22 protein-coding genes are annotated in these 22638 nt (G+C 66.1%); 6 read left to right on the forward strand and 16 right to left on the reverse strand.

Annotation, left to right across the window (positions count from 1 at the left end; all coding sequences use genetic code 11):
* Nucleotides 1-4 precede the first annotated feature (4 nt).
* From Q368_RS0109060 to Q368_RS0109085, 6 genes are all read right to left on the reverse strand, one after another.
* Nucleotides 5-1498 (reverse strand): penicillin-binding protein activator, encoded by a 1494-nt coding sequence (locus tag Q368_RS0109060; RefSeq protein WP_245611307.1) that lies wholly within the window; start codon nt 1496-1498, stop codon nt 5-7.
* Between the two features lie 167 nt (nt 1499-1665).
* Nucleotides 1666-3579, reverse strand: coding sequence for a molecular chaperone DnaK (gene dnaK, locus Q368_RS0109065; protein ID WP_029458750.1), 1914 nt, complete (start codon nt 3577-3579; stop codon nt 1666-1668).
* 163 nt (nt 3580-3742) lie between these two features.
* Entirely contained in the window at nt 3743-4276 is a 534-nt protein-coding gene (locus Q368_RS0109070) for a nucleotide exchange factor GrpE (protein ID WP_029458751.1), read from the reverse strand.
* A 77-nt stretch (nt 4277-4353) separates the two neighbouring features.
* A complete protein-coding gene (gene hrcA / locus Q368_RS0109075; RefSeq protein ID WP_029458752.1) occupies nt 4354-5391 on the reverse strand; it encodes a heat-inducible transcriptional repressor HrcA in 1038 nt (345 codons plus the stop codon).
* A 131-nt stretch (nt 5392-5522) separates the two neighbouring features.
* On the reverse strand, nt 5523-5891 hold the full coding sequence (locus Q368_RS0109080; protein WP_029458753.1) for a hypothetical protein: 369 nt from the start codon (nt 5889-5891) through the stop codon (nt 5523-5525).
* Nucleotides 5892-6134: 243 nt separating this feature from the next.
* Nucleotides 6135-6833, reverse strand: coding sequence for a FadR/GntR family transcriptional regulator (locus Q368_RS0109085; RefSeq protein ID WP_029458754.1), 699 nt, complete (start codon nt 6831-6833; stop codon nt 6135-6137).
* 212 nt (nt 6834-7045) lie between these two features.
* Between Q368_RS0109085 and Q368_RS0109090 the strand changes: the two genes are divergently transcribed.
* Nucleotides 7046-7900 (forward strand): substrate-binding domain-containing protein, encoded by an 855-nt coding sequence (locus tag Q368_RS0109090; protein ID WP_029458755.1) that lies wholly within the window; start codon nt 7046-7048, stop codon nt 7898-7900.
* A complete protein-coding gene (locus tag Q368_RS0109095; protein WP_043785471.1) occupies nt 7893-8681 on the forward strand; it encodes a 4Fe-4S binding protein in 789 nt (262 codons plus the stop codon). Before Q368_RS0109090 ends, Q368_RS0109095 begins: the two co-directional genes overlap by 8 nt.
* On the opposite strand, the gene Q368_RS0109100 is transcribed toward Q368_RS0109095, so the two are convergent.
* The 10 genes from Q368_RS0109100 to Q368_RS0109150 form a co-directional block, all read right to left on the reverse strand.
* Nucleotides 8678-9523: a lipase family protein gene (locus tag Q368_RS0109100; RefSeq protein WP_029458757.1), complete on the reverse strand. Its 846-nt coding sequence runs from the start codon at nt 9521-9523 to the stop codon at nt 8678-8680. The two genes, Q368_RS0109095 and Q368_RS0109100, sit on opposite strands and share 4 nt — an antisense overlap.
* Nucleotides 9524-9622: 99 nt before the next feature.
* Nucleotides 9623-10330 carry an ATP-binding cassette domain-containing protein gene (locus Q368_RS0109105; RefSeq protein ID WP_029458758.1) on the reverse strand — a complete coding sequence of 236 codons (708 nt, stop codon included), beginning with the start codon at nt 10328-10330 and terminating at the stop codon, nt 9623-9625.
* A 79-nt stretch (nt 10331-10409) separates the two neighbouring features.
* A complete protein-coding gene (gene modA / locus Q368_RS0109110) occupies nt 10410-11156 on the reverse strand; it encodes a molybdate ABC transporter substrate-binding protein (protein WP_029458759.1) in 747 nt (248 codons plus the stop codon).
* A 19-nt stretch (nt 11157-11175) separates the two neighbouring features.
* A complete protein-coding gene (gene modB, locus Q368_RS0109115) occupies nt 11176-11844 on the reverse strand; it encodes a molybdate ABC transporter permease subunit (RefSeq protein WP_029458760.1) in 669 nt (222 codons plus the stop codon).
* 518 nt (nt 11845-12362) lie between these two features.
* Entirely contained in the window at nt 12363-13016 is a 654-nt protein-coding gene (locus Q368_RS0109125; protein ID WP_029458761.1) for a PilZ domain-containing protein, read from the reverse strand.
* A complete protein-coding gene (locus Q368_RS0109130; protein WP_245611308.1) occupies nt 13013-13921 on the reverse strand; it encodes a tetratricopeptide repeat protein in 909 nt (302 codons plus the stop codon). The genes Q368_RS0109125 and Q368_RS0109130 overlap by 4 nt, the downstream gene beginning before the upstream one ends.
* Nucleotides 13922-14110: 189 nt before the next feature.
* Nucleotides 14111-15388, reverse strand: coding sequence for a radical SAM protein (locus Q368_RS0109135; protein ID WP_029458763.1), 1278 nt, complete (start codon nt 15386-15388; stop codon nt 14111-14113).
* A 12-nt stretch (nt 15389-15400) separates the two neighbouring features.
* Complete coding sequence (locus Q368_RS0109140) at nt 15401-16756, reverse strand: nitrogenase component 1 (RefSeq protein ID WP_029458764.1); 1356 nt, start codon at nt 16754-16756, stop codon at nt 15401-15403.
* Entirely contained in the window at nt 16753-18159 is a 1407-nt protein-coding gene (gene nifE, locus Q368_RS0109145) for a nitrogenase iron-molybdenum cofactor biosynthesis protein NifE (protein WP_029458765.1), read from the reverse strand. Before nifE ends, Q368_RS0109140 begins: the two co-directional genes overlap by 4 nt.
* A 234-nt stretch (nt 18160-18393) precedes the next feature.
* Nucleotides 18394-19092, reverse strand: a complete 699-nt coding sequence (locus Q368_RS0109150) for a TerC family protein (protein WP_043785478.1) — start codon at nt 19090-19092, stop codon at nt 18394-18396.
* Between the two features lie 163 nt (nt 19093-19255).
* On the opposite strand from Q368_RS0109150, the gene Q368_RS0109155 reads away from it, so the two are divergent.
* The 4 genes from Q368_RS0109155 (at nt 19256) to Q368_RS0109170 (ending at nt 22314) form a co-directional block, all read left to right on the forward strand.
* The gene (locus Q368_RS0109155; RefSeq protein ID WP_029458767.1) at nt 19256-20419 is read left to right on the forward strand and encodes a BtaA family protein; all 1164 of its coding nucleotides are present in this window, start codon (nt 19256-19258) and stop codon (nt 20417-20419) included.
* Nucleotides 20419-21048, forward strand: a complete 630-nt coding sequence (locus tag Q368_RS0109160) for a class I SAM-dependent methyltransferase (protein WP_029458768.1) — start codon at nt 20419-20421, stop codon at nt 21046-21048. The genes Q368_RS0109155 and Q368_RS0109160 overlap by 1 nt, the downstream gene beginning before the upstream one ends.
* 163 nt (nt 21049-21211) lie before the next feature.
* Nucleotides 21212-22018 carry a class I SAM-dependent methyltransferase gene (locus Q368_RS0109165; RefSeq protein ID WP_029458769.1) on the forward strand — a complete coding sequence of 269 codons (807 nt, stop codon included), beginning with the start codon at nt 21212-21214 and terminating at the stop codon, nt 22016-22018.
* Nucleotides 22019-22029: 11 nt separating this feature from the next.
* The gene (locus tag Q368_RS0109170) at nt 22030-22314 is read left to right on the forward strand and encodes a hypothetical protein (protein WP_029458770.1); all 285 of its coding nucleotides are present in this window, start codon (nt 22030-22032) and stop codon (nt 22312-22314) included.
* The last annotated feature ends 324 nt before the right edge of the window (nt 22315-22638 follow it).

The raw sequence follows: 22638 nt of genomic DNA on the forward strand, positions 1-22638 counted from the left end.
GCGGTTACGAAGCGGTCACGGCCTGCCGGTGGGCGGGCACGGGCGCAATCGGCGTGGGCTGTTGCTGCCCGGGTACGGGCGTGACCGGCTGGGGCGCGACAGGTTGCGCCGGGGCCGGCTGTACCGGAGCGGGTTGCTGTGCCGGGACGGTCCCGGCCGGGACAGGCTGCGCGGGCGCACCGGGCTGCGGCGCGGCAGGCGCGGGATTTGGCGAATAGGACTGCTCGGTCTCGGGCGCGGGGTTTTCCAGCGCCTTTTGCCGGATGGCGTTCAAGCGCTGACGGAAGCCCTCGGGATCGAGCAGGACCGGCCCGGCCACGGACGGCCGGAACAGATACATGGCCACATGGGCCTTGCCGTCGGGGGTGTAGGACAGTGGCGCCATGCTGAAATCCATGCCCGTGGCGGCCTGGGCCAGGCGGGCGCTGACGTCCTGCGGTCCGGAACCCTGCGGCACGCGGCCCACGCGGGCGGCGAAACGCACGAAGTCATAGCCCACGGCCTCCCAGAGATCGGCGTGCTCGACGCCGGCGGCGCGCATGGCCGCGATGAGGTCCTGGGTGGCCTTGCCCTGGTTTTCGGGCCACCAGGCCCCGGGGCATACGGCCAGGCGGTAGTTGTTGATCTTGATGGGCGTCTTGGACGCGGCGGCGCGGTAGAGGGCTTCGGTCCACAACTGGGGCCCGAGGATGAGCAGATCTTCAACCTTGTTCTTGAAAAAATTTTCCAGAACCGAATCGGCCCGGGCAAACTCGTCGGGGATGAACACCGCGCCGAAACCGGGGCGTCCGCCGCCGGTCTTGAGCATTTCCATGACGGTCGTGTTCCAGCTGTTGGAATCCTGCGGCGAATAGACGCCCGTGGCCGTGACCTGGCCTCCGAGCCGGGAGACGCTCAGGGCAAAGGCCTCGCCCATGGACTGGCCGTAGCGGTCGCCCGGGCGCAGGATGCCGAACTGGTTGATGCCGTAATCGGAAAGCGACAGGCGCAGGAGCGCGTCGATCTCGTCGGCGGCGCTGGGGAAGAAACGCCAGGCGTCGATGCCTTCCCGAGCTTCGCCCAGGGTGGAAAGGAAGGCCAGGAACACACGGCTTTGCAGCAGTCCCGTGGATTGCAGCTCCTTGAGCGTGAGCGGATGCATGGGGCCGCCGACCAGGGAGACTTCCGGCGGCAGGTTGCGCACGCTGTCCACCCAGCCGGGCTGGGTCGCGTCGATGACGATCACCTCGAGCGGCGTGCCGGCAGCGGCGAGCGCGTCCTGGGCGGCCTTGGCGCCTTTTTGCACCTTGCCGCCGAGCTCGCGGAAGGGGCCGCCGAGCGGCAGGAGCAGGGCCACCGTGTTTTGCGCCACGGGCTTGGGCGCGGGCGTGGGCGTGGTCGGCGCGGGCGGCGTCTCGGGCGGCGGCGGCGGGGGCGCGGGCGCGGTGGAGGGGCCGAAGAGGCCGCCGCAGCCGGACAGGGCGGCCAGGACGAAACACAGCAGGAGACTCGCGATCAAACGCGGGACATGGCGGGATATCATAGGCATGGCGTGCATGGGCGAACCGGGTTTGGCGGTCGTGCCGCCGTGGCCAAGGGGCAAAAAAAGCCCGACCCGTCGGGGACGGGTCAGGCTTTCCGATACGCGCGAACGTCCACGAAGGCAAGTCCGCGGACGTTCGCGGGTTATTTCACTTCGGTGTAGTCGGCGTCGACCACGTCCTCGTCGGACCCGGATTTGCCGGCCTGGGCGCCGCCGGCCGCGCCGGCTTCGGGGCCGCCGGGCTGGCCGCCGGCCTCGGCCTTCTGCTGGTAGAGCTTCTCCGCCAGTTTGTGCGAGGCCTGGGACAGGTCGTCGGTGGCGCGCTTGATGGCGTCGGCGTCCTCGCCCTTAAGCGTTTCCTTGACGTGGTTGAGCTTGGACTCGATCTCGCCGCGCGTGGCCGCGTCGACCTTGTCGCCGAGCTCCGCCAGGGACTTCTCGGTGGTGTAGACCAGCGTATCGGCCTGGTTGCGCACCTCGATCAGGGCCTGCTTCTTCTTGTCGTCCTCGGCATGGGACTCGGCGTCCTTGATGAGCTTCTGGATGTCGGCTTCCGAAAGGCCCGAGGAGGCCGTGATGCGGATCGACTGTTCCTTGCCCGTGCCGGTGTCCTTGGCCGAGACGTTGACGATGCCGTTGGCGTCGATGTCGAAAGTGACCTCGATCTGCGGGATGCCGCGCGCCGCCGGCGGCAGGCCGGTCAGCTCGAAGCGCCCGAGCGTCATGTTATCGCCGGCCATGGGCCGCTCGCCCTGGAGCACGTGGATGGACACCGAGGGCTGGTTGTCGGCCGCGGTGGTGAACACCTGGCTCTTGCGGGTCGGGATGGTCGTGTTGCGGTCAATCAGCTTGGTGAACACGCCACCCAAGGTCTCGATGCCGAGCGACAGCGGGGTCACGTCGAGCAGCAGCACGTCCTTGACGTCGCCGGCCAGGATGCCGCCCTGGATGGCCGCGCCCATGGCCACGACCTCGTCGGGGTTGACCGAGCGGTTGGGCTCCTTGCCGAAGAATTCCTGCACGGTCTTCTGGACCAGCGGCATGCGGGTCATGCCACCGACGAGCACGACCTCGTCGATGTCGGCGGCCTTGAGGCCGGCGTCGGCCAGGGCCTTGCGGCAGGGCTCCACGGTGCGCTGGACCAGATCGTGGACCAGGGATTCCAGCTTGCCGCGGGTGAGCTTGACCATCATGTGCTTGGGACCGGAGGCGTCTGCCGTGATGAACGGCAGGTTGACCTCGGTCTCCATGGCCGTGGACAGTTCCTTTTTCGCCTTTTCGCCGGCTTCCTTCAGGCGCTGCAGGGCCATGCGGTCCTGGGCCAGGTCGATGCCGGTCTCCTTCTTGAATTCTTCCACAAGGTAGTTGATGACGCGCTGGTCGAAGTCTTCGCCGCCAAGGAAGGTGTCGCCGTTGGTGGCCCGGACCTCGACGACGTTGTCGCCGACTTCCAGGATGGAAATATCGAAGGTGCCGCCGCCGAGGTCGAAGACGGCGATCTTTTCATTGGACTTCTTGTCGAAGCCGTAGGCCAGGGACGCGGCCGTGGGCTCGTTGATGATGCGCTTGACCTCGAGGCCGGCGATGCGGCCGGCGTCCTTGGTGGCCTGGCGCTGGGCGTCGTTGAAGTAGGCCGGCACGGTGATGACGGCTTCGGAAACGGGCTCGCCGAGGTACGCTTCGGCGTCCTTTTTCAGCTTGCCGAGAATGATGGCCGAGATTTCGGCCGGGCTGTACTTCTTGCCCTCGACCTCGACATAGGCGTCGCCGCCGGTGCCTTCGACGATCTTGTACGGGCAATGCGCGAGCCACTTGCCGACTTCCGGGGCGTCGAAACGGCGGCCCATCAGGCGCTTGATGGCGAAAATGGTGCGCTCGGGGTTGGTCACGGCCTGGCGTTTGGCGATTTCGCCGACCAGCCGCTCCTTGGTAAAGGCCACGATGGACGGGGTGGTGCGGCCGCCCTCGGGGTTGGTGACGCACTTCGGGTCCTTGCCCTCCATGACGTAGACGCAGGAGTTGGTGGTCCCGAGGTCGATCCCGATTATCTTACCCATGATAGCCTTTCCTCCTTGGGGGTTCCGGTATGATATTCCGCCGCTGCGGGCGGATGGTTTCGTATTGACAGGCTGACATATAAGGCCCGATTCTCCCGAGTAAAGGGGGTTTTTCGGAAAAAAACGCCCTCTTTCCGGTAAAAATCGACCGCAGTGCCGGGCGTTAGGCCTCCGGGGCCTTGTTGACCATCACCTTGGCCGGGCGCAGCATCCGCCCGCGCAGGGTGAAGCCCTTCTGCACCACTTGCGCCACGGCGTCGGTCGGCAGGTCGGGCCGGCTGGCCATGCCGAGGGCTTCGTGGGACTCGGGGTTGAACGGCTCGCCCTCGGCCCCGAATTCGGTCACGCCGTGGCGGCCGAGGATGTCCATGAAGGCCTTGCGCGTCATGTCCACGCCGACCACAAAGTCCTTGCAGGCGGCAAGGCCCTTGCCGTGGGTCAGGGCGAGATCGAGGTGGTCGAGGACGGGCAGCAGCTCCGAAACCAGGGATTCCGTGGCGTATTTCTGAAATTCCTCCTTCTCCTTGAGAAGGCGTTTTTTCAGATTTTCCGTTTCGGCGAGGCTGCGCAGCCGGCGGTCGGACTCGGCGGCCAGTTCGGCGCGCAGGCGCTCGATTTCCTCTTCCGGCGCGGCCGCGGCGGCCGGGTCGGAGCTTTCGGGAGCGGCGGCATCGGTGATTTTTTCTTCAGGGGCCATGCATCCTCCACAATGTCGCGTCGGGCGCGAAAAAAGGCCGGCGGGAGCCGGCTTGGCCTGGCGCGCGGGCGTTGACGTTAAAAGTGCCGGTCGAGAAGCCGCGTCAGGGCGGCGGCCGTGCAGTTCACCACGGGCACGAGCTTGGCGTAGTCCATGCGCAAGGGGCCGATGACGCCAATGGCCCCGAACGGAAGGCCGCCGGTGCCGTAGGGCGCGGTGATGACGCCCAGTTCCGCGAGCACGGCCCTGTCCGACTCGTCGCCGATGGTTATGACCGTTTTAAGTTCATTTGCGGTTTTGTCCAGGAGTTCGAGCAGGATCGTACGTTCTTCGAGCACGCGCATGAGCTCGCGCACGTGTTCGGCGTCGGTGAATTCTGGCTGGGACAGGATGTTGGGCGTCCCGTCCACGATGACCTCGCAGGCCGCTTCGCGCTGCTGCTCGAAGGCGCATTGGGCCATGGTCAGGGCGCGGCGGCACAGGTCGTCGAGGGTGCGCCGCGCCTGCTCCATCTCTGCCACGAGGCGCAGGCGCGCCTGGGCAACGGTCATATCCGTAAAGAGATGGTTCAAGTAATTGGCGAAGCGCACGAGGTCGTCGGCCGTGACGTCAGGGTCGGTCTCGATGATGCGTGTGCGCACGAGCCCGCCCTGAAGAACGAGCAGGACCATGACGAGGCCGGAGTTGAGCAGGGAAAAATCGATGCGTTTCCAGCGCGCCGCCGATTCGTTGGGCACGACCACCATGGCCACTTGCAGCGACAGGCCGGAAAGCAGGCGCGAGGCCCGGCGCAGCATGTCGCCGACGTCGTGGCCGGCCGTGGACAGGTCGTCGGCGATGCGCCGGCAGGCGTCCTCGGCCACGGGCGCGGGGCGCATGACCGTGTCGAGGTAGAGGCGGAAGGCCTTGGCCGTGGGCACGCGGCCGGCCGAGGTGTGCGGCTGCGCCAGATAGCCGGCGTCGGTCAGGTCGGCCATGATGTTGCGGATCGAGGCCGGGGACAGGCCCAGGGGACACAATTTGGAAACCGCGCGCGATCCCACCGGCGCGGCCGAGGCGACGTAGGCCTCGATAATGGTGGTCAGTACGGCTTGTTCCCGGTCGAGAAGGGGCATGGCGCAACCTCGTTTGGCACTCAGGACTCCTGAGTGCCAAAACGGGTAACAATCCGACCGGGGCGTGTCAAGGGAAGGATACGGAAATTGCTTTTAATTTCCTGCGATATCAACCTGTTGTCAAAATAGTTTCAATCCTGCCCCGGAACCAGCACGGGATAGCCCGGATCGGGTTCGGCCAGGGTCGCGGCGACAGGCCGGGAAGGCTCGAGGTCCTTCCACAGGGCCACGAAATCGCGTCGGGCCTGTTCGGCGCTGGGGCGGCTGTCGCGCAGGAGTCCCGCCGCCTCCACGGCTTCGCGCAGTCCGCCCATGGCCCGGTGAACGGTGTCGGTCAGGCAGGCCGGGACGGCCAGGCGGGGGATGATGCGGCGCAGCTGGGAAATCGCGCTTTCCGGCCCGGAAAGAATGTCTTTTTGCAGGGAGGCATGGGCCACGGCCGCATAATAGCAGAGAAAGGCGGGGAGCAGGACGTATAAGACCGATTTGTGCATGCGCATGAAAAAACTCCGGCGAAGTGACGGCCGCTACATTCAAGCGGACGCCGGTTGCGGATGGTCGTGGATCATGCGATTTCGCGTTCGGAAAGCCCCATTCGCGGCACGATACCCATTCACCCGTTGGATTTCTCCAGTCTTGTTTCTAACGACGTGCGCTTCGGCTGCGGCAAAACCCGCGCGGTGCGGCGTTTCAGGTGTTGATCTTATCATCTGATGTTTGGGCGGCATAAAAAAACGCGCCTCCTAGTCCTCGCCCAGCGCCTTGGCATCGTCGCTGGTGCGGTCCAAGGCTTCCATGGCGAACGCCACGGCCTTTTCGGCATCGCGGGCGGCGATGGCGTCGAGCAGGCCCGTGTGGATGCGGTCCTGGTACTGGTTGACGCCCCGGTCGGCGATGAGGCTGTCGAGGAAGTCCTGAAAAACCATGGTGAAGCTGCGGTAGATGTCCGCCAGCAGGCTGTTGCCGCTGGCCGCGGCCACGGCGGAGTGGAAGGCGATGTCAGCCGCGACGTAGCCATGGGTGTCGCCGGCATGGATGGCTTCGCGTTTTTTCTCCAGGTGCTCGCGCATGGCGGCGATGTCGGCCGGGGTGCGGTTTTTCGCGGCGAGCCTGGCCGTTTCCACTTCGACGATGCGGCGCACTTCCCGTATTTCCTCGGCCTTGGCCCGGCGCAGGCGGTATTCCAGGGGCTCATGGCCCGAGCGGCGGTCGAGCACGTAGGTGCCGTCGCCCTGACGGACTTCGAGCAGGCCTGCGCTGACCAGCACGCGGACGGCCTCGCGCACGGTGGAGCGGCCCACGCCAAGTTGCGCCATGAGCGTGGGTTCGGTGGGGATCTTGCTGCCCGCCGGAAAGACGCCCAGGGAAATCTTTTCCTGGATTTGCTGAATGACAAGGTCGCCGAGTTTTTTCGGGCGTACGGGGGTGAGTCGGGATGGCATCGTCTGATGATCTCCTCAATTAGGATAGACGGCGGCCCCGGGGCTGTCAAGACCCTGGCTGTGCCGGACAGGGCATACACGTTTTTTCTTGTTCCTGGGATAGTCGGGCCGGATGGAAGGGGAGCCAGGTAATAGTCTGCATCTATTGGATTTCTCGCTATGTTTGCGGTATGGAACCGCAAAAATCGCCACCGACGGCGACAGGAGGGGATATGGCCGAAAAGACCGAGTGTTCCGGCCGCCGGCTGTTTCTCAAGGCTGCGGCGGTTTCGGCCTGCGGCGTACTGTGCGGGGCCGTCCCGTCCAGGGCGGCGGAAACCGGGGAAGTGCTGCGCGTGTGGTCCTGCGGCGGGCTGGCCGAAGCCATGATGCCGGCAAATGAGGAATTCGAGGCCCAAAGCGGCGCGAAAGTCGCCTATACCGGAGCCTTTGCCGCGGCGCTCGGCAAGTCGCTGCTCGCTTCGGCGACCACCGACGTCTTTGCCGGCCGGGTGCTCGATCTCGCCAGGAAGCTGCGTGCGGCGGGCAAGATGACCTGGTTCAAGCCGCTGTGCTTCACCCAGTACGTGCTGGTCACGCCGCCGGGGAATCCCGCGGGCATCAGGAGCGTGGAGGATCTCGGCAAGCCGGGCGTCAAGGTGGTGCTCGCGCCCGGGGCCTCGCCGCCGGGGGGCGCGGCCGCCCTGGCCCTGCTGGGGAAGGCCGGGGTGCTCGAAGCGGCGCAGGAAAACGACATCGCCAAGGGCTCCTGCGTGCAGCGGGTCATGGAAGACATCGTCTCCGGCAAGGGCGACGTCTCGGTGGTGGAGCTGCGGGTCACGCGCCTGCCGCAGTTCGTCGGCCGCATGGACATCCTGCCCGTCGATCCGAAGTTTTTTCCGCCGCCGCCCATGACCTTCACCGTGGGCGTCATGGAAAGCGCGCGCGACAAGGCGTTGGCCGAGCGCTATGCCGCGTACCTCGTTTCCCCCCAGGGGCAGGTGCATTTCGAGCGCCAGGGGTTCATTGCGGCCATTTCGGCGCAGGGGCGGAAAATGGTGGAACAGTACGGAGTCAGGGATGTCTGAGCTCGCCGTGGCCGCCAAGGCGGCATCACGGGGCATGCGCGCGTGGCGCCGCGTCGCGCAACTGGCCGGGACGGCGATCCTCGGCCAGTGGTCGCTCTACGGCGTGCTGCGCTGCCCCTTTGTCGTGCCCTACGTCAGTTGCCAGAACTGTCCGGTCATCACCTGCCATGGACGGCTTTTTTCCCTGTTCTGGGGCTTCTGGCTCCTTTTGCCGCTGTCGGTGCTGGTCGTCGGCCGGGCGTTTTGCGGCTGGGCCTGCCCCGGCGGTCTGGCCGTGCAACTGCTCGGCAAGGTCGCGCCCCTGGGCCGGCGTTTCGGTGGCCGGTTCGCGCGTCTGGCGGGGTACGGCAAGTACCTTTCCGTGGCCGCGTGCCTGTACGTCTATTACGTCCTCAGCCAGCCCCGGGCCGACGTGCCCATCCGCGTGGGAGCGTTTTTCGAGTCCGTGGCCCTCACCTTCGAGCACGCACAACTGCTGTGGCTCGTACGCACGGCCGTGGTGCTCGGCATCCTGGCGCTCGGGCTGGTATTTTCCGCGGCCTGGTGCCGTTTCGCCTGCCCCACGGGCGGGGTGCTGGAGGCGCTCAAGGGCGTGTCGCTTTACAAGGTCTTCAAGACCAGCGCCTGCAACGGCTGCGGCAAGTGCGACAAGGTTTGCGAGCTCTCCACCCGGCCCGAGGAGGCCAACTGCACCAATTGCGGCGACTGTCTGGGCGTGTGCCCGACAGGGGCCATCGGATTCGGGCGCAAGCCGGGCGAAGCGGGCAAGGGCGCGGATTAAAGCGAGGAGGACTGGGCGATGGTCACGCCGTTGAAGGCGGCTTTGGCCGTGAAGAAGGTCGTCGTGTCCGTGGCGGCGATCCCGGCCTTGGCCGCGTCGTAGGTGGCGGCGTCGCTGGCGAACAGGCTGATGGAGTGCGTATCGAGGAAAGAGGCCGGGTCGCTGAGGAGTGTCGCCAGATCGAGCCCCGAGGACGACAGGCTCGTTTCGCCCGTGCTCACCGTAATGGTCAGGCCGGCGGTTTGCGTGCCGAGCGAGTTGGTGAAGTCCGAGGCGTCGGCGAAATTCGTGATGCGTCCGTCCGTGGTCCAGGTCCCGTCCCCGGAAAGCCCCAGGGAGCCGAAGGTCACAGCCGTGTAGGACGTGTCCGCCGTGTCCGGGTGCGCGGCCATGTAGGCCTGGGCCGCCGCGCCGCCGAGGCTATGCCCTGTTACGTAGACCTGCTTGATGCCGAGGGCGGAGACGGCGGCGTCGAAGGCGGCGACACCGCTATCGAGCAGGTCGTAATACCCCTTGGTGTCGAACCAATAGGCGGCGTCCGCGCTGCCGAGGTAGGCGCTTATGCCGTCGAGGCTGTAGTCGATGTCGTCTGTGCCGCGAAAGGCGATGATGGCCGCCGGTTCGCCGTTTATCACCGTGGTCCAGGCGTCGAAGGCGGCGTTGCCCGCCACGTACGTGCCCGTGCCGCTGCCCGTGAGGTCGAGCTCGCTGAGGCCTTGCGCCGTGAGCCCGGAGACGAGGCTGGCGTCGTCGCGGTAGGCCGCGTCGGAAACCACGGCCAGCACGGTGTCGAGATTGGAGGCAGTGATCGGGACCGTGGTCCACTCGGACAGGCTAGCCATGGACGGCTCCGCAAGCGTGCATCGTGCGCATTTTTGTAAGATACGCCCGGGGACCGGAGGCGTCAATGGAGTCCGAACGCGCGTCTTGCCGGGGAGGCGTCAGGCCACGCGCACCATGGTGCGGCGCATGACCTCGGCGGGCTGAACCTCGAGCACTTTGCCGTCGCCGTAGCTCACCACGTCGCCGCCGAAAAAGGCCACGTCGGCCGGGTCGTGGGTGACCATGACGAGCGGGATGTCGAGGCGGTTCAGGATGCCGGCCAGCTCCACGCGCACGCGCTGGCGCAGGGGGATGTCCAGGGCGGAGAAGGGCTCGTCGAGGAGCAGGGCGCTCGGGTCGCTGACCAGGGCCCGGGCCAGGGCCACGCGCTGGCGCTGGCCGCCGGAGATGCGGGCCGGGCGCGAGCCGGCCAGGCCTGCGATGCCGAAAAGCTCCATGATGGAGTGCACGCGGTCGCGGTTTGCGGCGGAAAGCCTGCCGAAAAGGGGCGTGAGGCCGAAGGCCACGTTCTGCGTCACGGTCAGGTGGGGAAACAGGGCGTAGTCCTGGAAAAGGTAGCCGATGCGGCGGTCGCGCGGCGGCACGAACACGTTCCGGGCGCTGTCGCACAGGGTACGCCCGTCCAGGGTGATGCTCCCGGCGTCGGGGCGCATGAGGCCCGCGATGGCGCGCAGGGTGAGCGTCTTGCCCGAACCCGAAGGCCCGAACAGCACGACCCGGTTGTCCGTGGTGGAAAACGTGGAATGCAGGTGGAAATCCCGGGCCGCGCCGCGGTAGGCTTTCTTGATGTCCACGGTGATACGCATGGGCGGGACCGTTTCCTGGCTGTTTTTTTCGCGCGCTCCCGGGCAGCGTCCCGGGAGCGCGCAAAGCGGTTGATTCGGGTTAGGGCTTCTTGAAGCCGTACTTGGCCAGGATCGCCTGTCCCTCGGGGCTGACGACGAAGGCCACGAAGGCGGCGGCGTTTTTCTTGTCGGCCGAGGCGGAAAGCACGGCGATGGGGTAGCTGACGGGCTTTTCCAGCGGAATTTCGGCCACGATCGTGACCTTGTCCCCGCCCTGCTTGGCGTCGGTGCCGTAGACGAAGCCGGCGTCAACCTCGCCGCGGGCGAGGTAGTCGAGCACCTGGCGCACGGACTCGGCCATGACGAACTTGGGCGCCAGCGCGTCCCATTCCCCCATTTTGGTCAGGGCGGCCTTGGTGTAGCGGCCCACAGGCACGGAATCCGGGTTGCCGATGGCCACGCGCTTGACCGAGGCTCCCTTGAGGGAGGCCAGATCCTTGACCTTGGCCGGGTTGGCGGCGGGAACGGTCAGCGTCAGGGAATTCTGGGCGAAGTTCACGCGGGTGGGGGCGTCGATGAGCTTTTTCTCCACGGCCATGTCCATGGTCTTCTGGTCGGCCGAGGCGAAGACGTCCACGGGCGCGCCTTTTTCCATCTGGGAGAGCAGCGCGCCGGAAGCGGCGAAGTTCATGGTGACGTTGACCCCGGGATGGGTCTTCGTGAACTCGGCCTTGACGGCGTTGAAGGCGTCGGTGAGGCTCGCGGCGGCGGACACGGTCAGATCGGCGGCCTGGGCCGGCAAGGCGGTCAACAGGGCGATCGCCAGGGACAACAGGATTTTTTTCATTTGCGGCATCCTCCTTCCTTTACGCTTTGGGTTTGATGACTTTCGCCACGATCACAAGCAGGACCACGCAGACCACGGAGATCAGCAGTACGAGCTCGTTGGCCAAGGTGTCGTTGCCGGCCTGGGTGGCGCTGTAGACGGCCAGGGACAGCGTTTGCGTCTTGCCGGGCAGATTGCCGGCGACCATGAGCGTGGCGCCGAACTCGCCCATGGCCCGGGCCAGGGCCAGCATGATGCCGGCGAGCAGGCCGCGCATGGCCAGGGGCATCGAAACCCGGAAGAAGATGACCGTCTCCGACGCGCCAAGGGTCCTGGCGGCGTTCTCGAGGTTTTCGTCCACGCCCTCGAACGCCGCGCGGGCCGAGCGGTACACCAGGGGAAACGCCACCACCGCGGCCGCGATCACCGCGCCTTCCCAGGTAAACATGATGCTAATCCCGAAGGTGTCCCAGAGGTAGGACCCGAAAACGCCGCGCCGGCCGAGCAGGACGATGATGTAGTAGCCGAGCACCGTCGGGGGCAGCACCATCGGCAGGGTCAGGATGGCGTCCGCCAGGTCCCGCCCCGGGAATTCGCGCACGCGGGCCAGCCTGGCCAGGGCCACGGCGGGAATTGTCGCCAGGGCCGTGGCCAGGGTGGAGACCTTGAGCGTCAGGAGCAGCGGCGGCAGCACGGCGGCGTCAAGCATGGGGCGTCTTCTCTCATGGATCACGGGCATCCGGAATGCGTGGCGATTGGCAAAATGTGTCCGCGGCAGGCTGGTGGATTCCAGCATGTGGAAAGGATAGGGAAAGGTTGCCGTTCTGTATAGAGTCACACTTGTTTTACTGAATGCGTGTCACTTGTGTCCTCCTGAGACAAGCGTCCGTTGCCTGTCGCTGCAACAGGAAGACATAGGTCTTTGCATGACGCTGTTTCATTTGTTCCTGTCCCGTTTCAGATCGCGCACGGGGACGGGAACGGCGGCCGGGGGCAAAGATGGGGTCAAGAGCCAGTGGAGCAGGATGACCAGCATGGGGACCTCCTTTGTCGGCATGTCATCACGCAAAAAAGATGCCGTTTGTTGCGGGGGTGTCCGCCCGCGCGCGCCCCGGCCGGCAACGGCACGGCTTCCGGCGGGACATGCCAGCGCACGCCGGGATGCGGCTGCGCAAAAAGGGAGGCGGACGCAACAGTATTGTCGCCTCCAGGCACGAAACGGGATGCTCAGCCGAGCACGGACAGGGCGGCTTGCAGGTACGCGCCGAGGGCGTCGCTCGCGGCGGGCGGCAGGGTGCGGAACTTGAGACCGACTTCCAGCCGGCGGCCCGCCGTGGAGACCCGCATGACGGCGCAGGGCAGGCAGGCGTCGGACGCCGCGCCGAACAGCTCGCAGCGCAGCTCCATGACGTCGTCGACACGGACGGCGGGCGCCGCGCCGTCCGTGATGGTGGAGAACTGGCAGCCGGAGAGGCTGAGGTCGAGCACCATGCCGGTGAAGGAGGCCTCCCCCAGACGCACCTGCCCGGGGAAACAGCAGGAAATGCGCTTGTGGCGGCGCAGGTCCATGGATTCGAGGCGGGGCGGGTAGGTGAGAAAAATCAGGGGAAAGGGCACCTGGATCCATTTGATGATCTTGGCCGAAAAGCCGATGACCGTTCCCTCGTGCAGGTAGCGGGCGATGACCCCCGCGCCCGGATAGAGGAGCTGGTAGAGCGCCTCGCGGTTGGCCTCGGCCAGAAGCGGCATCTGCGTGATGACGCAACGGCTGCGCAGATAGCCTGCGCAAAGGGATTGCAGCTTGTCCTCGATGCCCGCCACCTCCAGGATCATCTTGGTGCCGGGCGGGCAGTGGAGCGACGGCACGGTGGGCGCGGTCACGGCGTCGCCTCCCTGGGAACCGTCACATCAGGAGATGGCTGGCCGTCGCCGGACGGGGCGGCGCTGCGGATATGCTCGAGCAGGCGCGCCGCCTGCTCGAATCCGGGGCGAAGCGCCAGGGCCTGCTCCAAATGGCGCATGGCCCCGGCCGCGTCGCCGGATTCCGACAGGGCGCGGGCAACATTGAAGTGGAGGTTCTCGTCGCTGGCATTGCGCTCCAGGGCCTTTTCGTAAAAGGAAACGGATTCGGCGTAGCGCTTTTCCTTGCGCAGGCTGATGGCGAATTCGTTGAACAGATGCCGTTCCTGCTCCATGAACAGCACGTCGATGGAAAAGATGCGTCGCAGCGCCGCGGCCAGCTTCTTGCCGTCGCCCTTGTCCAGGTAGATCTTGCCGAGCTCGATATTGGCCTTGGGGTGCTTTTCGTCCAGCAGCAGGGCCTTGAGGAATTCCTTTTCCGCGCCGTCCAGGTCGTCCTCGGAGAGGTGCTTTTCGGCCAGGGCGATTTTCTTCTTGAGCGACTCGATAAACGGCAGGCAGCGTTTTTCGTAGTAGCCGGCTTCAGGCTGGTAGTGGCTCAGGAATTCACCCTTGGTGACGGGCGTGACCGGTCCTGATGGAATGGCGTTGGCGTTGAGCGCCTGGACGTAATAGTCGCCCTCTGGACTGCGGCGGATGAACCAGTATGTCTTTTGGTCATAGGCGCGGCTTGTCCCGCCCTGTCCCGTCTTCGTCTGTTTGGACATGGAATAGACGCCGAGGATGTGGCATTGCTCCATATCCGGGAGAGATGGCAACGCGGCGGCAGCGTCGCCCGTGCCTGTCGTGGTGTGCGCGTCTTGCATGAGCGGTGGTGGATCGTCGACCACCGGATACGAGCGTGGCGCGATGGGTTCGGGTTGCATCGGGCCGGGACGCCGGAACGCATGCGTCCGGTCCGCAGCGGCCGCGTGCAACTTTGTTTCACGGACCGCGTTGATTGTAGCTTTATATAGAGTGACGGTCGGTTTGTCAAAAAATATAAGCGGCCTGCTCCGCTATGGAAGCAAGCCGCTTGCGTCGGCATTATGGCCGGGAGCGGGAAACCTCGGGCATCAGCCACAGCCTTCGCCGCTGCCGCCGCTGCAGCCGCAGGCCTTGCCCAGGCCTTTTTTGCGGCTTTTGAGAAGCGACAGGTCACCCGCGCCGTAGACCTCGGCCAGGGCCGTCTCCAGGAATCCCGAGCATTCGTAGGGCAGCACGCCGTGGGCCGTGAGCACCTTGCGCGGGGTCTCGCCGAACGCGGCCACGAGCACGGCCCGGCAGTCGGAGAGCACCTTGGCCAGTTCCTCCCAGCGTTTGGGGCCGGCCCCGGGGTCCGGGGCATAGCGCTCCTCGACATAGGAGAAGCCGATGCCTTCCTGCTTCCAGATCTGGAACTTGTGGGCCTCGCCCAGGTGCATGTTGACAAGCATGCCCTCGCGCGTGGCCACGGCCACGTACGGCCGTTTGCCGAGGTCCGACCCGGGCGCGGTGCGGGAGCATTCGCCCAGCAGCGGCGACAGTTCGCCCGAGCGGTCGTTGCACAAAAGCCCCACGGCGTCGGCGCGGCAGCGCTTGCAATGGCTCATCTGCGGCAGGAGTTCGCCGGCGGAGGCGCGCAGCTCCTTGATCATCTCGGCCGTGGGCGCGGGCACGTCGGCAAACGGCGTGTCCGCCACCGGGAACAGCGGCATGATGTTCTGGATGTCCACCCCGAGCGTGGACAGCGTCTTGGAGATCTCCAGCACGTGGTGGTCGTTGACGCCGGGGATGACGATGGTGTTGGATTTGACGATGACGCCCTTCTCCTTGAGGATGCGGATGCCTTCGAGCTGGCGTTCGAGCAGGAGCTTGGCCGCGGCCTCGCCGCGCAGGATGACCTTGCCGTCGCGGGCCCAGGCATAGACCTTGGCCCCGACCTTCGGGTCCACGGCGTTGACGGTCACGGTCACGTGGGTCACGCCCAGTTCGGCCAGTTCCGCCGCATGGGCCGGCAGGGCCAGGCCGTTGGTGGACAGGCAGAAAAGCATCTGCGGATACGTGTCCTTGAGCAGGCGGATGGTCTCCATGGCCTCGGGGTTGGCCATGGGGTCGCCGGGGCCGGCGATGCCGACCACGGTGATGCGGGGCTCTTTTCCCAGCACCTTTTCCATGTACACCACGGCCTGCTCGGGGGAGAGCACGGCGCTGGTCACGCCGGGTCGCGATTCGCTCACGCAATCGTACTTGCGATTGCAGAAGTTGCACATGATGTTGCACTTGGGGGCCACGGGCAGGTGCACGCGGCCGCAGGAGCCGGCGGATTCGCGGTTGAAGCAGGGATGCTTGGAGAGGTCCTTTGGGGTGGTCATGGCGGGCTCCTTTTAGAGATAGCCGTATCCGACGGCGCTGTCTTCCTGCTTGCGTTCGAGGATGGTGTTGACCAGGCGATCGAAAAGTTCCTGCGTGCCGCGGTAGCCCACGTGCAGCATGCGCTGGCCGCCGAAGCGGTCGTGGATGGGGAAACCCACGCGCACAAGCGGCACGCCCATGTCCTTGGCGTAACGGTAGCCCTTGCTGTGGCCGACGAGAAGGTCCGGGGCAAGGTCGGCCGCCTGCTCGGCTATGTCGTGGAAATCCACGCCTTCCCGGGCCTCGGGGGGCTCGGGCAGGATGCCTTCCGTGACCTCGGCCAGGGCCTGCTTGAAGTTGCGGCACTTGGCGCCGGTCGCGGCGAGGATCGGCTTGACGCCGATCTCGGCCAGGAAGGCGACCATGGCGATGACGAGATCCTCCTCGCCGTAGACGATGGCGCGCTTGCCGGCCACGTACTTGTGGCCGTCGACGTAGGCGTCCACGAGCTTGCCGCGCTCGCTGGCGTATTTCTCGGGCATGGGCTGGCCCGTGAGCCGTTCCAGGGCGTCGAAGAAGACGTCGGTCTCGCGGATGCCGACCGGGATGCCCACGCGCAGGTTCTGCACGCCGAAGCGGCGTTCGAGGTTTGTGCCGGCGCTTTCGGCCATGTGGTCGGCCCGGCCGCATTCGATGGTGCCAAGCGCCCCGGACATGGCCCGGATGTCGGCAAGCGGCGTGCCGCCGGCGGGCAGCTTTTCGTAGTCGAGCAGCGCCGGGCGGTCCATGCTCTCGGAAATGTCGGGCAGCACGGTCGCGTCCACGCCGTAGTCGGCGAGAATTTCCTTGAAGTGGCGCAGGTCGGCCGGGGAGACGAAGCCGGGGATCAGGTTCACGCGCCGGTGCGCGGCGACCTTTTCCCGCACCAGCTGGGAGGCCAGGGCGGCCGTGGCCGCGTGCCAGCCTTCCATGTGCGTGCCGGAATAGCTCGGCGTGGAGACATTGACGATCTCGGGCAGGGGCAGGTCGCCGAATTCCTTGCGGAACTCCGCCAAAAGCCGGGGCACGTCGTCGCCGATGGTTTCGGTCAGGCACGTCGTGGCCACGCCGACTACCTTGGCGCCGTACTTGGACATGACGTTGAGGATGCCCTTTTTGAGGTTGGGGCCGCCGCCGAAGACAGCCTGCTTTTCCCCCAGCGCCGAGGAGGCGATGTCCATGGGTTCGCGGAAATGGCTGATGATGTAGCGCCGCATGTAGGTGGCGCAGCCCTGGGAGCCGTGCAGGAAGGGAATGGCCCCCTCGACGCCCCGGAAGGCCAGGGCCGCGCCCAGGGGCGTGCACAGCTTGCAGGCGTTGGTCGTGGAAACGTAGGGCGAGTCGCTCATATGCCTTCTCCGCCGGCCGCGCGCTTGGCGGCTTCCTGTTCCTTTTCCCTGGCCATGGCCTCGCGCCGGGGCACGAACCGCCAGACCGGGCTCGTGGCCGAAGCGTGGACTTCCTTGGCGAAATTGAGCATGCCGACGAAGCCTTCCAGCGCTTCCTTGCGTTCGTGGTTGTGGTCGCAAAAGCCCACGCCGAGCTTGTGGGCGATGGGCCGCTCCTTGACGCCTCCGACGAAGAGGTCCACGTCGAGTTCCCTGACGAACTTCGAGAGCTCCAGCGGGTTGGAGTCGTCCACGATGACCGTGCCCGGGTCGCAGATGGCGGCCAGTTCCTCGTAGTCTTCCTTGGTGCCGGTCTGGGAGCCCACGAGCACGACCTGCATGCCCAGGTGGCGGAAGGCCTTGATGAGCGAAAAGGCCTTGAAGGCGCCACCGACATAGACGGCGACCTTCTTGCCTTCGAGGTCCTCGCGGTACTTGCGCAGCTCCGGCAACAGCTTGGACAACTCCTCGCGCACCAGCGCCTGGGTGCGCTCCACGATGCCGGGGTCGCGATCCTTGAAGTGGTCGGCCACGGCGTAGAGCGAGTCGGCCATGTCCTCGATGCCGAGGTAGGACACGCGCAGAAATGGCGTGCCGAACTTCTCCTTCATCATCTGGGCCAGCTCCATGGTGGCGCCGGAGCACTGCACCACGTTGAGGCCCGCGCCGTGGCAGCGCTTGATGTCGGCCACGCGGCCGTCGCCGGTGATGTTGGCCACCACCTCGACGCCCATGCGCTTGAAGTATTCGCGGATGATCCAGATCTCGCCGGCCAGGTTGAAATCGCCGAGGATATTGACGGAAATGGGGCTGATGCCCGAGGTGTCGCCGGTGCCGGCCAGGGTGAACATGGCCTTGCAGGCGGCGGCGTAGCCTTCGCGCTTGTTGCCCTTGAAGCCCTCGGACTGGACCGGGATGACCGGGATGCCCGTCTGTTCGGACACGTCGCGGCACACCGCGCCCACGTCGTCACCGATGATGCCCACGATGCAGGTGGCATAGACGAAAGCCGCGTTGGGCTTGTGGCGTTCGATGAGTTCGAGCAGGGCGGCCTTGAGTTTCTTCTCGCCGCCGAAAATCACGTCTTTTTCCTGGAGATCGGTGGAAAAGCTCAGGCGGTGCAGTTCCGGGCCGGAAGACAGCGCGCCCCGGATGTCCCAGGTGTAAACGGCGCAGCCGATGGGCCCGTGCACCAGGTGCAGGGCGTCGGCGATGGGATAGAGCACCACGCGGGAGCCGCAGAACACGCAGGCCCGTTGGGACACCGCCCCGGCAAGGCTGTCGCGGTTGCACGCGAGCTCAAAGGGCCCTTCGCCCTTGCGGTGGATTTGATCCCGCCGTTCCTCGAAAATGGCCTGTTCCATGAATGCTCCTTTCCCCGGTCACCACAGCGCGGGGTCATCGGGATTATACAAGGAACGTGCCACTGCTTAACTATTTGTTAATGCAGTATATTTTATGAAACACCCAGTGTAGGAAACAAATTTGTCAGCGCGAAAGCGACAGAAATGTAGAACGAAGCACGCTTTGGAAAGAAATCGTGGATCGCGATCCTGAAAAGGGCGTACCGGCGTGTCGGGACCACGAAAAATGGATCGCTACGGCCGCGCATGGCCCGCCATGAGGCGCAGCCGGAGCTTGCCCACGACCACGACGCCGACCGCGCCCACGACCTCGCCGGCGTAAAGCCCCATGGTGCCCGGGTTGGCCAACCCCGCCACCCAGGCGTCGGTCAGGATCATCTCCGCCGCCACCTTGCCGAGCACGGCCGCGCCGACGACCACGATGATCGGATGGCGGTCCATGAGCCGGCTCAAGAATCCCGCGGCGAATACCACGAAGGGGATGGAAAGCCCCAGGCCGAAGACGAGCAGGGGAAGGCTTCCCCGCGACGCGCCAGCCACGGCCAGGATGTTGTCCGTGGACATCACGAGGTCGGCCACGACGATGGTGCCGACCGCCCCGAGAAACGTGGTGCAGGACTTCTCCTCAGTGGCCTCGCCGCCGTCCGCGAAGAGCCTGACCGCGATCACGGCCACGAGCGCGCCGCCCACGAGCTTGAGAAAGGGCAGGTCGAGGAGCTTGGCCGCGAAAAAGGTCAACGCCACGCGCAGGATCACGGCCGCGCCCGCGCCGATGACGATGCCCCTGGCGCGCAGGCGCGGCGGCAGGTTGCGCACGGCCAGCGCGATGACCACGGCGTTGTCGCCGCCAAGGACCACGTCGATGGCCACGATGCTGAGCAGGGCAGTGAGGGAATCGAGGGACAGGGGCAGGACGGCGGGCGAATCGAACATGGCGTCTCCTTGAGGCAGGCCCGCTCTAGCAAAGCCCTGCGCGCCGGGCAACGCGCCCGCATCGTCTCCATTCCGTCACCCGGCCGTCGCACGGCGCAAAAGCAACCCGGGTAAAAGCGGCTTCCACACCCCATACCGCCCCAGGCGACAGGCACCTAACCCCATGGCAAAATCCATCGGCTCCCGCGTCCAGGACGCTTTTTTCCGGTTCGTCCACGGCAACCGCCTCATCTACAACACCTGCTGGGAGGATCCCCGGCTGGACAGGAAACTGCTCGGCATCACCCCCGGCGCGCAGGTCGTCGTCATTACCTCGGCCGGGGACAACGCCTTGGACTACCTCCTGGACGATCCGGCCGGCGTCGCCTGCGTGGACCTCAATTTCCGCCAGAACGCCCTGCTCGAACTCAAGCGGGCGCTTTTTCGCCGCGCCTCCCACGCCGAACTGTTTCTCTTTTTCGGCGACGGCGGCGGCGCGCGCTGCGCCGCCATCTACAAGGCCCTGCGGGGCGACCTGCCGGACTACGCCCGGGAATTCTGGGACAGGAACATCGACTACTTCAAGCCCGGCAGGCTCTCGCGCTCCTTTTACTACCACGGCGCGTCCGGGGCCGTTGCCTTCGCCTTTTCGCGTATTTTAAGCGCCGTGAAGCCTGGCGTGCGCCGCCTGATCCCCGAACTGCTCGCCGCGCAAACCCCGGAGGCGCAGCGCCGCGCCTTCGATGCCATCGAGCCCGCCTTCTGGGACCGTGTGAGCCGCTGGCTCGTCGGCCGCCCGGAAACCATGGCCCTGCTCGGCGTGCCGCGTCCGCAGATCGAACTGATCCGCAACTCCCACCCCGGCGGCCTCGAAGGTTTCGTGCGCGACAAGGTCCGGCAGGTCTTCACCGGCCCTCCCATGGCCGAAAACTACTTCTGGCGCGTCTACCTGACCGGCCGCTATACCCGCGCCTGCTGTCCCGAATATCTCAAGGAAGACAATTTTCCGGTCATCCGCGGCCGCCTTGCCGCCCTTTCCACCCATACCGCGAGCGTAAGCGCCTTCCTCGCCGGGAATCCCGGCCCCTACAGCCATTTCATCCTGCTCGACCACCAGGACTGGCTGGCCAGCAACGCCCCGGCCGCCCTGGCCGAGGAATGGGACCGCATCTTCGACAGCGCCGCGCCCGCCGCGAAAATCCTCATGCGCACCGCCGGCCTCGATGTCTCCTTCGTGCCGGGCGCGGCCCGCGACCGCCTGCGCTTCTTCCCCGAAATCACCGAGCCGCTCCACGCCGCCGACCGAGTCGGTACCTACGGCAGCCAGCACCTGGCGGTGGTCGCCTGATGGACAACGCCTGCGCCGCCAACCCCCTGCACGGCTACTACAAATGGCACGCGCGCATCTATGACGCCACGCGCTGGAGTTTCCTCTTCGGTCGCGATCGCCTGCTGCGTCTGGCCGCCGAAGCTTTGGGGCCGCGCCGCCGCACGCACATGACGCTCCTCGAAGTCGGCTGCGGCACCGGCCGCAACCTGGCCCGCCTCGCCCGCCTCTTTCCCGCCGCTTCGCTTACCGGTATCGACCTCTGCCGGCCCATGATCGCCCGCGCCGCCAGGGCCACGACGCCCCACACCCCCCGCTGCCGGCTCCTGTGCGAGGCCTACGGCCCGGAAAGCCTGCCTCCCGCCTCCGCGGACTGCATCGTCTTTTCCTACAGCCTCAGCATGTTCAACCCCGGCTTCGACGCCGCCCTCGACGCCGCGCGCAGCCACCTCGCTCCGGGCGGCATCGTGGCCGTGGCCGACTTCCGTCGCTCCGCACACCCCTGGTTCGCCGCCTGGATGGGCGTCAACCACGTGCGCATGGACGACCACCTGCTTCCGGCGCTGCAGGCGCGGTTTGATGTGGTGAACCTGGAGAGCCGGAAGGCGTATGGCGGGTTGTGGGAGTATTTTGTCTGTTTGGGACGGTAGGTTGAGAGATTGGGAGAAGGATAAGATGCCTCCGGCGGCCGGGGGAGTCACTCCCCCCGGCGGGGCCTGGGGCAGCGCCCCAGCTTTGACCGGGAGCAGCCCGACAATCCTGTAACTGGCGGGCGGCTGCGTGTGGCGGTAGAAAGCTTCCAGGAGTGTAGTCATGACAGATCTGGAGGCCAATGCCGCCCGTTTCGACGGGCTTTCCGAGGTGTATGAGGCCAGCCGGCCTTCGCCGCCGGCTGTGCTGGTGGACGTGTTGTGTCGCTATGCCGGGGTATCGCGGCCGGAGTTGGTGGTGGATTTGGGCAGCGGCACGGGCCTTGCGACGCGGTTATGGATCGGCCGGGCAGGGACGGTGATCGGCATCGAGCCCAACGAGGGGATGCGATATCGCGCAGAGGCGGCGGTCCTTGCCATTCCCGGCGGTGCGGATGTGATTTTCCGCAACGGTTATGCCGACGAGACCGGGCTTCGGGACGGGTGCGCGGACATTGTGACGTGTTGCCAGTGCCTGCATTGGATGGAACCGCAGCCGACCTTTGCCGAGGTGTCGCGCATCTTGCGCGAGGATGGCGTGTTCGCGGCTGTGGATGCGGACATGACGCCGTCGTTTGGCGGGGCGGCCGAGGAAGCGCTCTGGTCGATGCGGCGTCGGGCGCGGGCACTTGAAGAGAAGTTGCGACTGACGGACGTGCGGCGTTGGGACAAGGAAGGCCATCTCGGCCGCATGGCCGCTTCGGGGCGGTTTCGTTTCACGCGCCAGTTTGCGATGCATCATGTGGAGCCGGGCAGCGGCAGGCGGCTGCTCGATCTGGCGCATTCCTTCGGCGGCGTGGCGGCGCTGCTGGCGCATGGCGTGCCCGAATCCGATTTCGGCATGGACGTGTTGCGCCGCGAAGCCGAGGCCATGGGCGATGTGGAAGTGCCGTTTTACTGGAGTTATGCCGTGCGCATCGGCGTGAAGTAGGCGTTACGTTGATGCAAGAGGAAGCCGGCTGGTGGGTGCTGGCGCTCGGCGGGCCTTACGATCCCGGGGATTTCGAGCAGCGGGACGCGGCGCGCACGCGGTTGCGCCAGGAATTGCTGCTCGTGGCAATCGTGCCGGACGCCTATGTCTGGGTCTGGGACGAGACGGACCGGGCGCAGCTGGTGCTGCGGACGTTTGCGCGTCGCGAGGCGGCCGAGGACTATGCGGCCTATCTGTCGGGCCGGGGCGTCACGGCGCGGGTACGGCAGGTGTTCGGCGAGACGGCCGGGGACTGAGGGCGTTCGTTTCCTGTCGCCGGGGTGTTCCTTCCGTGTTCCTAACGCCCCCTTGGTCGTTTCTTCGTTGTTCGTATCCTGATTATCATACCGGATTCACGGGATAAAATCAATACTTTCGCTCTCGGGCCGAAAGGCTTGGCCGTCGCGGCGCGGGCGATGCCCGCTTTTTTGCGTGCCTTGTTCCTTCGCTGTTCCTTGGCTGTGCCTCACTGCGGGCCAGCTGTCGCCAAAATGTGCGTTACCTGTTCCTCACGACCTTTAGGGTGTCGCTTTCCTGTGCGCAACCTGTCGCCAACAGGTCCTGTTTTGTTCCTTTCTTGT

This window comes from Solidesulfovibrio alcoholivorans DSM 5433, from assembly GCF_000702665.1.
GTDB lineage: Bacteria > Desulfobacterota > Desulfovibrionia > Desulfovibrionales > Desulfovibrionaceae > Solidesulfovibrio > Solidesulfovibrio alcoholivorans.

Excerpts from the sequence above, each read along its gene's own strand:
- dnaK (WP_029458750.1), bottom strand. The coding sequence starts at position 3,579 with ATGGGTAAGATAATCGGGATCGACCTCGGGACCACCAACTCCTGCGTC.
- Q368_RS0109070 (WP_029458751.1), bottom strand. The coding sequence starts at position 4,276 with ATGGCCCCTGAAGAAAAAATCACCGATGCCGCCGCTCCCGAAAGCTCC.
- hrcA (WP_029458752.1), bottom strand. The coding sequence starts at position 5,391 with ATGCCCCTTCTCGACCGGGAACAAGCCGTACTGACCACCATTATCGAG.
- Q368_RS0109080 (WP_029458753.1), bottom strand. The coding sequence starts at position 5,891 with ATGCGCATGCACAAATCGGTCTTATACGTCCTGCTCCCCGCCTTTCTC.
- Q368_RS0109085 (WP_029458754.1), bottom strand. The coding sequence starts at position 6,833 with ATGCCATCCCGACTCACCCCCGTACGCCCGAAAAAACTCGGCGACCTT.
- Q368_RS0109090 (WP_029458755.1), top strand. The coding sequence starts at position 7,046 with ATGGCCGAAAAGACCGAGTGTTCCGGCCGCCGGCTGTTTCTCAAGGCT.
- Q368_RS0109095 (WP_043785471.1), top strand. The coding sequence starts at position 7,893 with ATGTCTGAGCTCGCCGTGGCCGCCAAGGCGGCATCACGGGGCATGCGC.
- Q368_RS0109100 (WP_029458757.1), bottom strand. The coding sequence starts at position 9,523 with ATGGCTAGCCTGTCCGAGTGGACCACGGTCCCGATCACTGCCTCCAAT.
- Q368_RS0109105 (WP_029458758.1), bottom strand. The coding sequence starts at position 10,330 with ATGCGTATCACCGTGGACATCAAGAAAGCCTACCGCGGCGCGGCCCGG.
- modA (WP_029458759.1), bottom strand. The coding sequence starts at position 11,156 with ATGAAAAAAATCCTGTTGTCCCTGGCGATCGCCCTGTTGACCGCCTTG.
- modB (WP_029458760.1), bottom strand. The coding sequence starts at position 11,844 with ATGCTTGACGCCGCCGTGCTGCCGCCGCTGCTCCTGACGCTCAAGGTC.
- Q368_RS0109130 (WP_245611308.1), bottom strand. The coding sequence starts at position 13,921 with ATGCAACCCGAACCCATCGCGCCACGCTCGTATCCGGTGGTCGACGAT.
- Q368_RS0109135 (WP_029458763.1), bottom strand. The coding sequence starts at position 15,388 with ATGACCACCCCAAAGGACCTCTCCAAGCATCCCTGCTTCAACCGCGAA.
- Q368_RS0109140 (WP_029458764.1), bottom strand. The coding sequence starts at position 16,756 with ATGAGCGACTCGCCCTACGTTTCCACGACCAACGCCTGCAAGCTGTGC.
- nifE (WP_029458765.1), bottom strand. The coding sequence starts at position 18,159 with ATGGAACAGGCCATTTTCGAGGAACGGCGGGATCAAATCCACCGCAAG.
- Q368_RS0109150 (WP_043785478.1), bottom strand. The coding sequence starts at position 19,092 with ATGTTCGATTCGCCCGCCGTCCTGCCCCTGTCCCTCGATTCCCTCACT.
- Q368_RS0109155 (WP_029458767.1), top strand. The coding sequence starts at position 19,256 with ATGGCAAAATCCATCGGCTCCCGCGTCCAGGACGCTTTTTTCCGGTTC.
- Q368_RS0109160 (WP_029458768.1), top strand. The coding sequence starts at position 20,419 with ATGGACAACGCCTGCGCCGCCAACCCCCTGCACGGCTACTACAAATGG.
- Q368_RS0109165 (WP_029458769.1), top strand. The coding sequence starts at position 21,212 with ATGACAGATCTGGAGGCCAATGCCGCCCGTTTCGACGGGCTTTCCGAG.
- Q368_RS0109170 (WP_029458770.1), top strand. The coding sequence starts at position 22,030 with ATGCAAGAGGAAGCCGGCTGGTGGGTGCTGGCGCTCGGCGGGCCTTAC.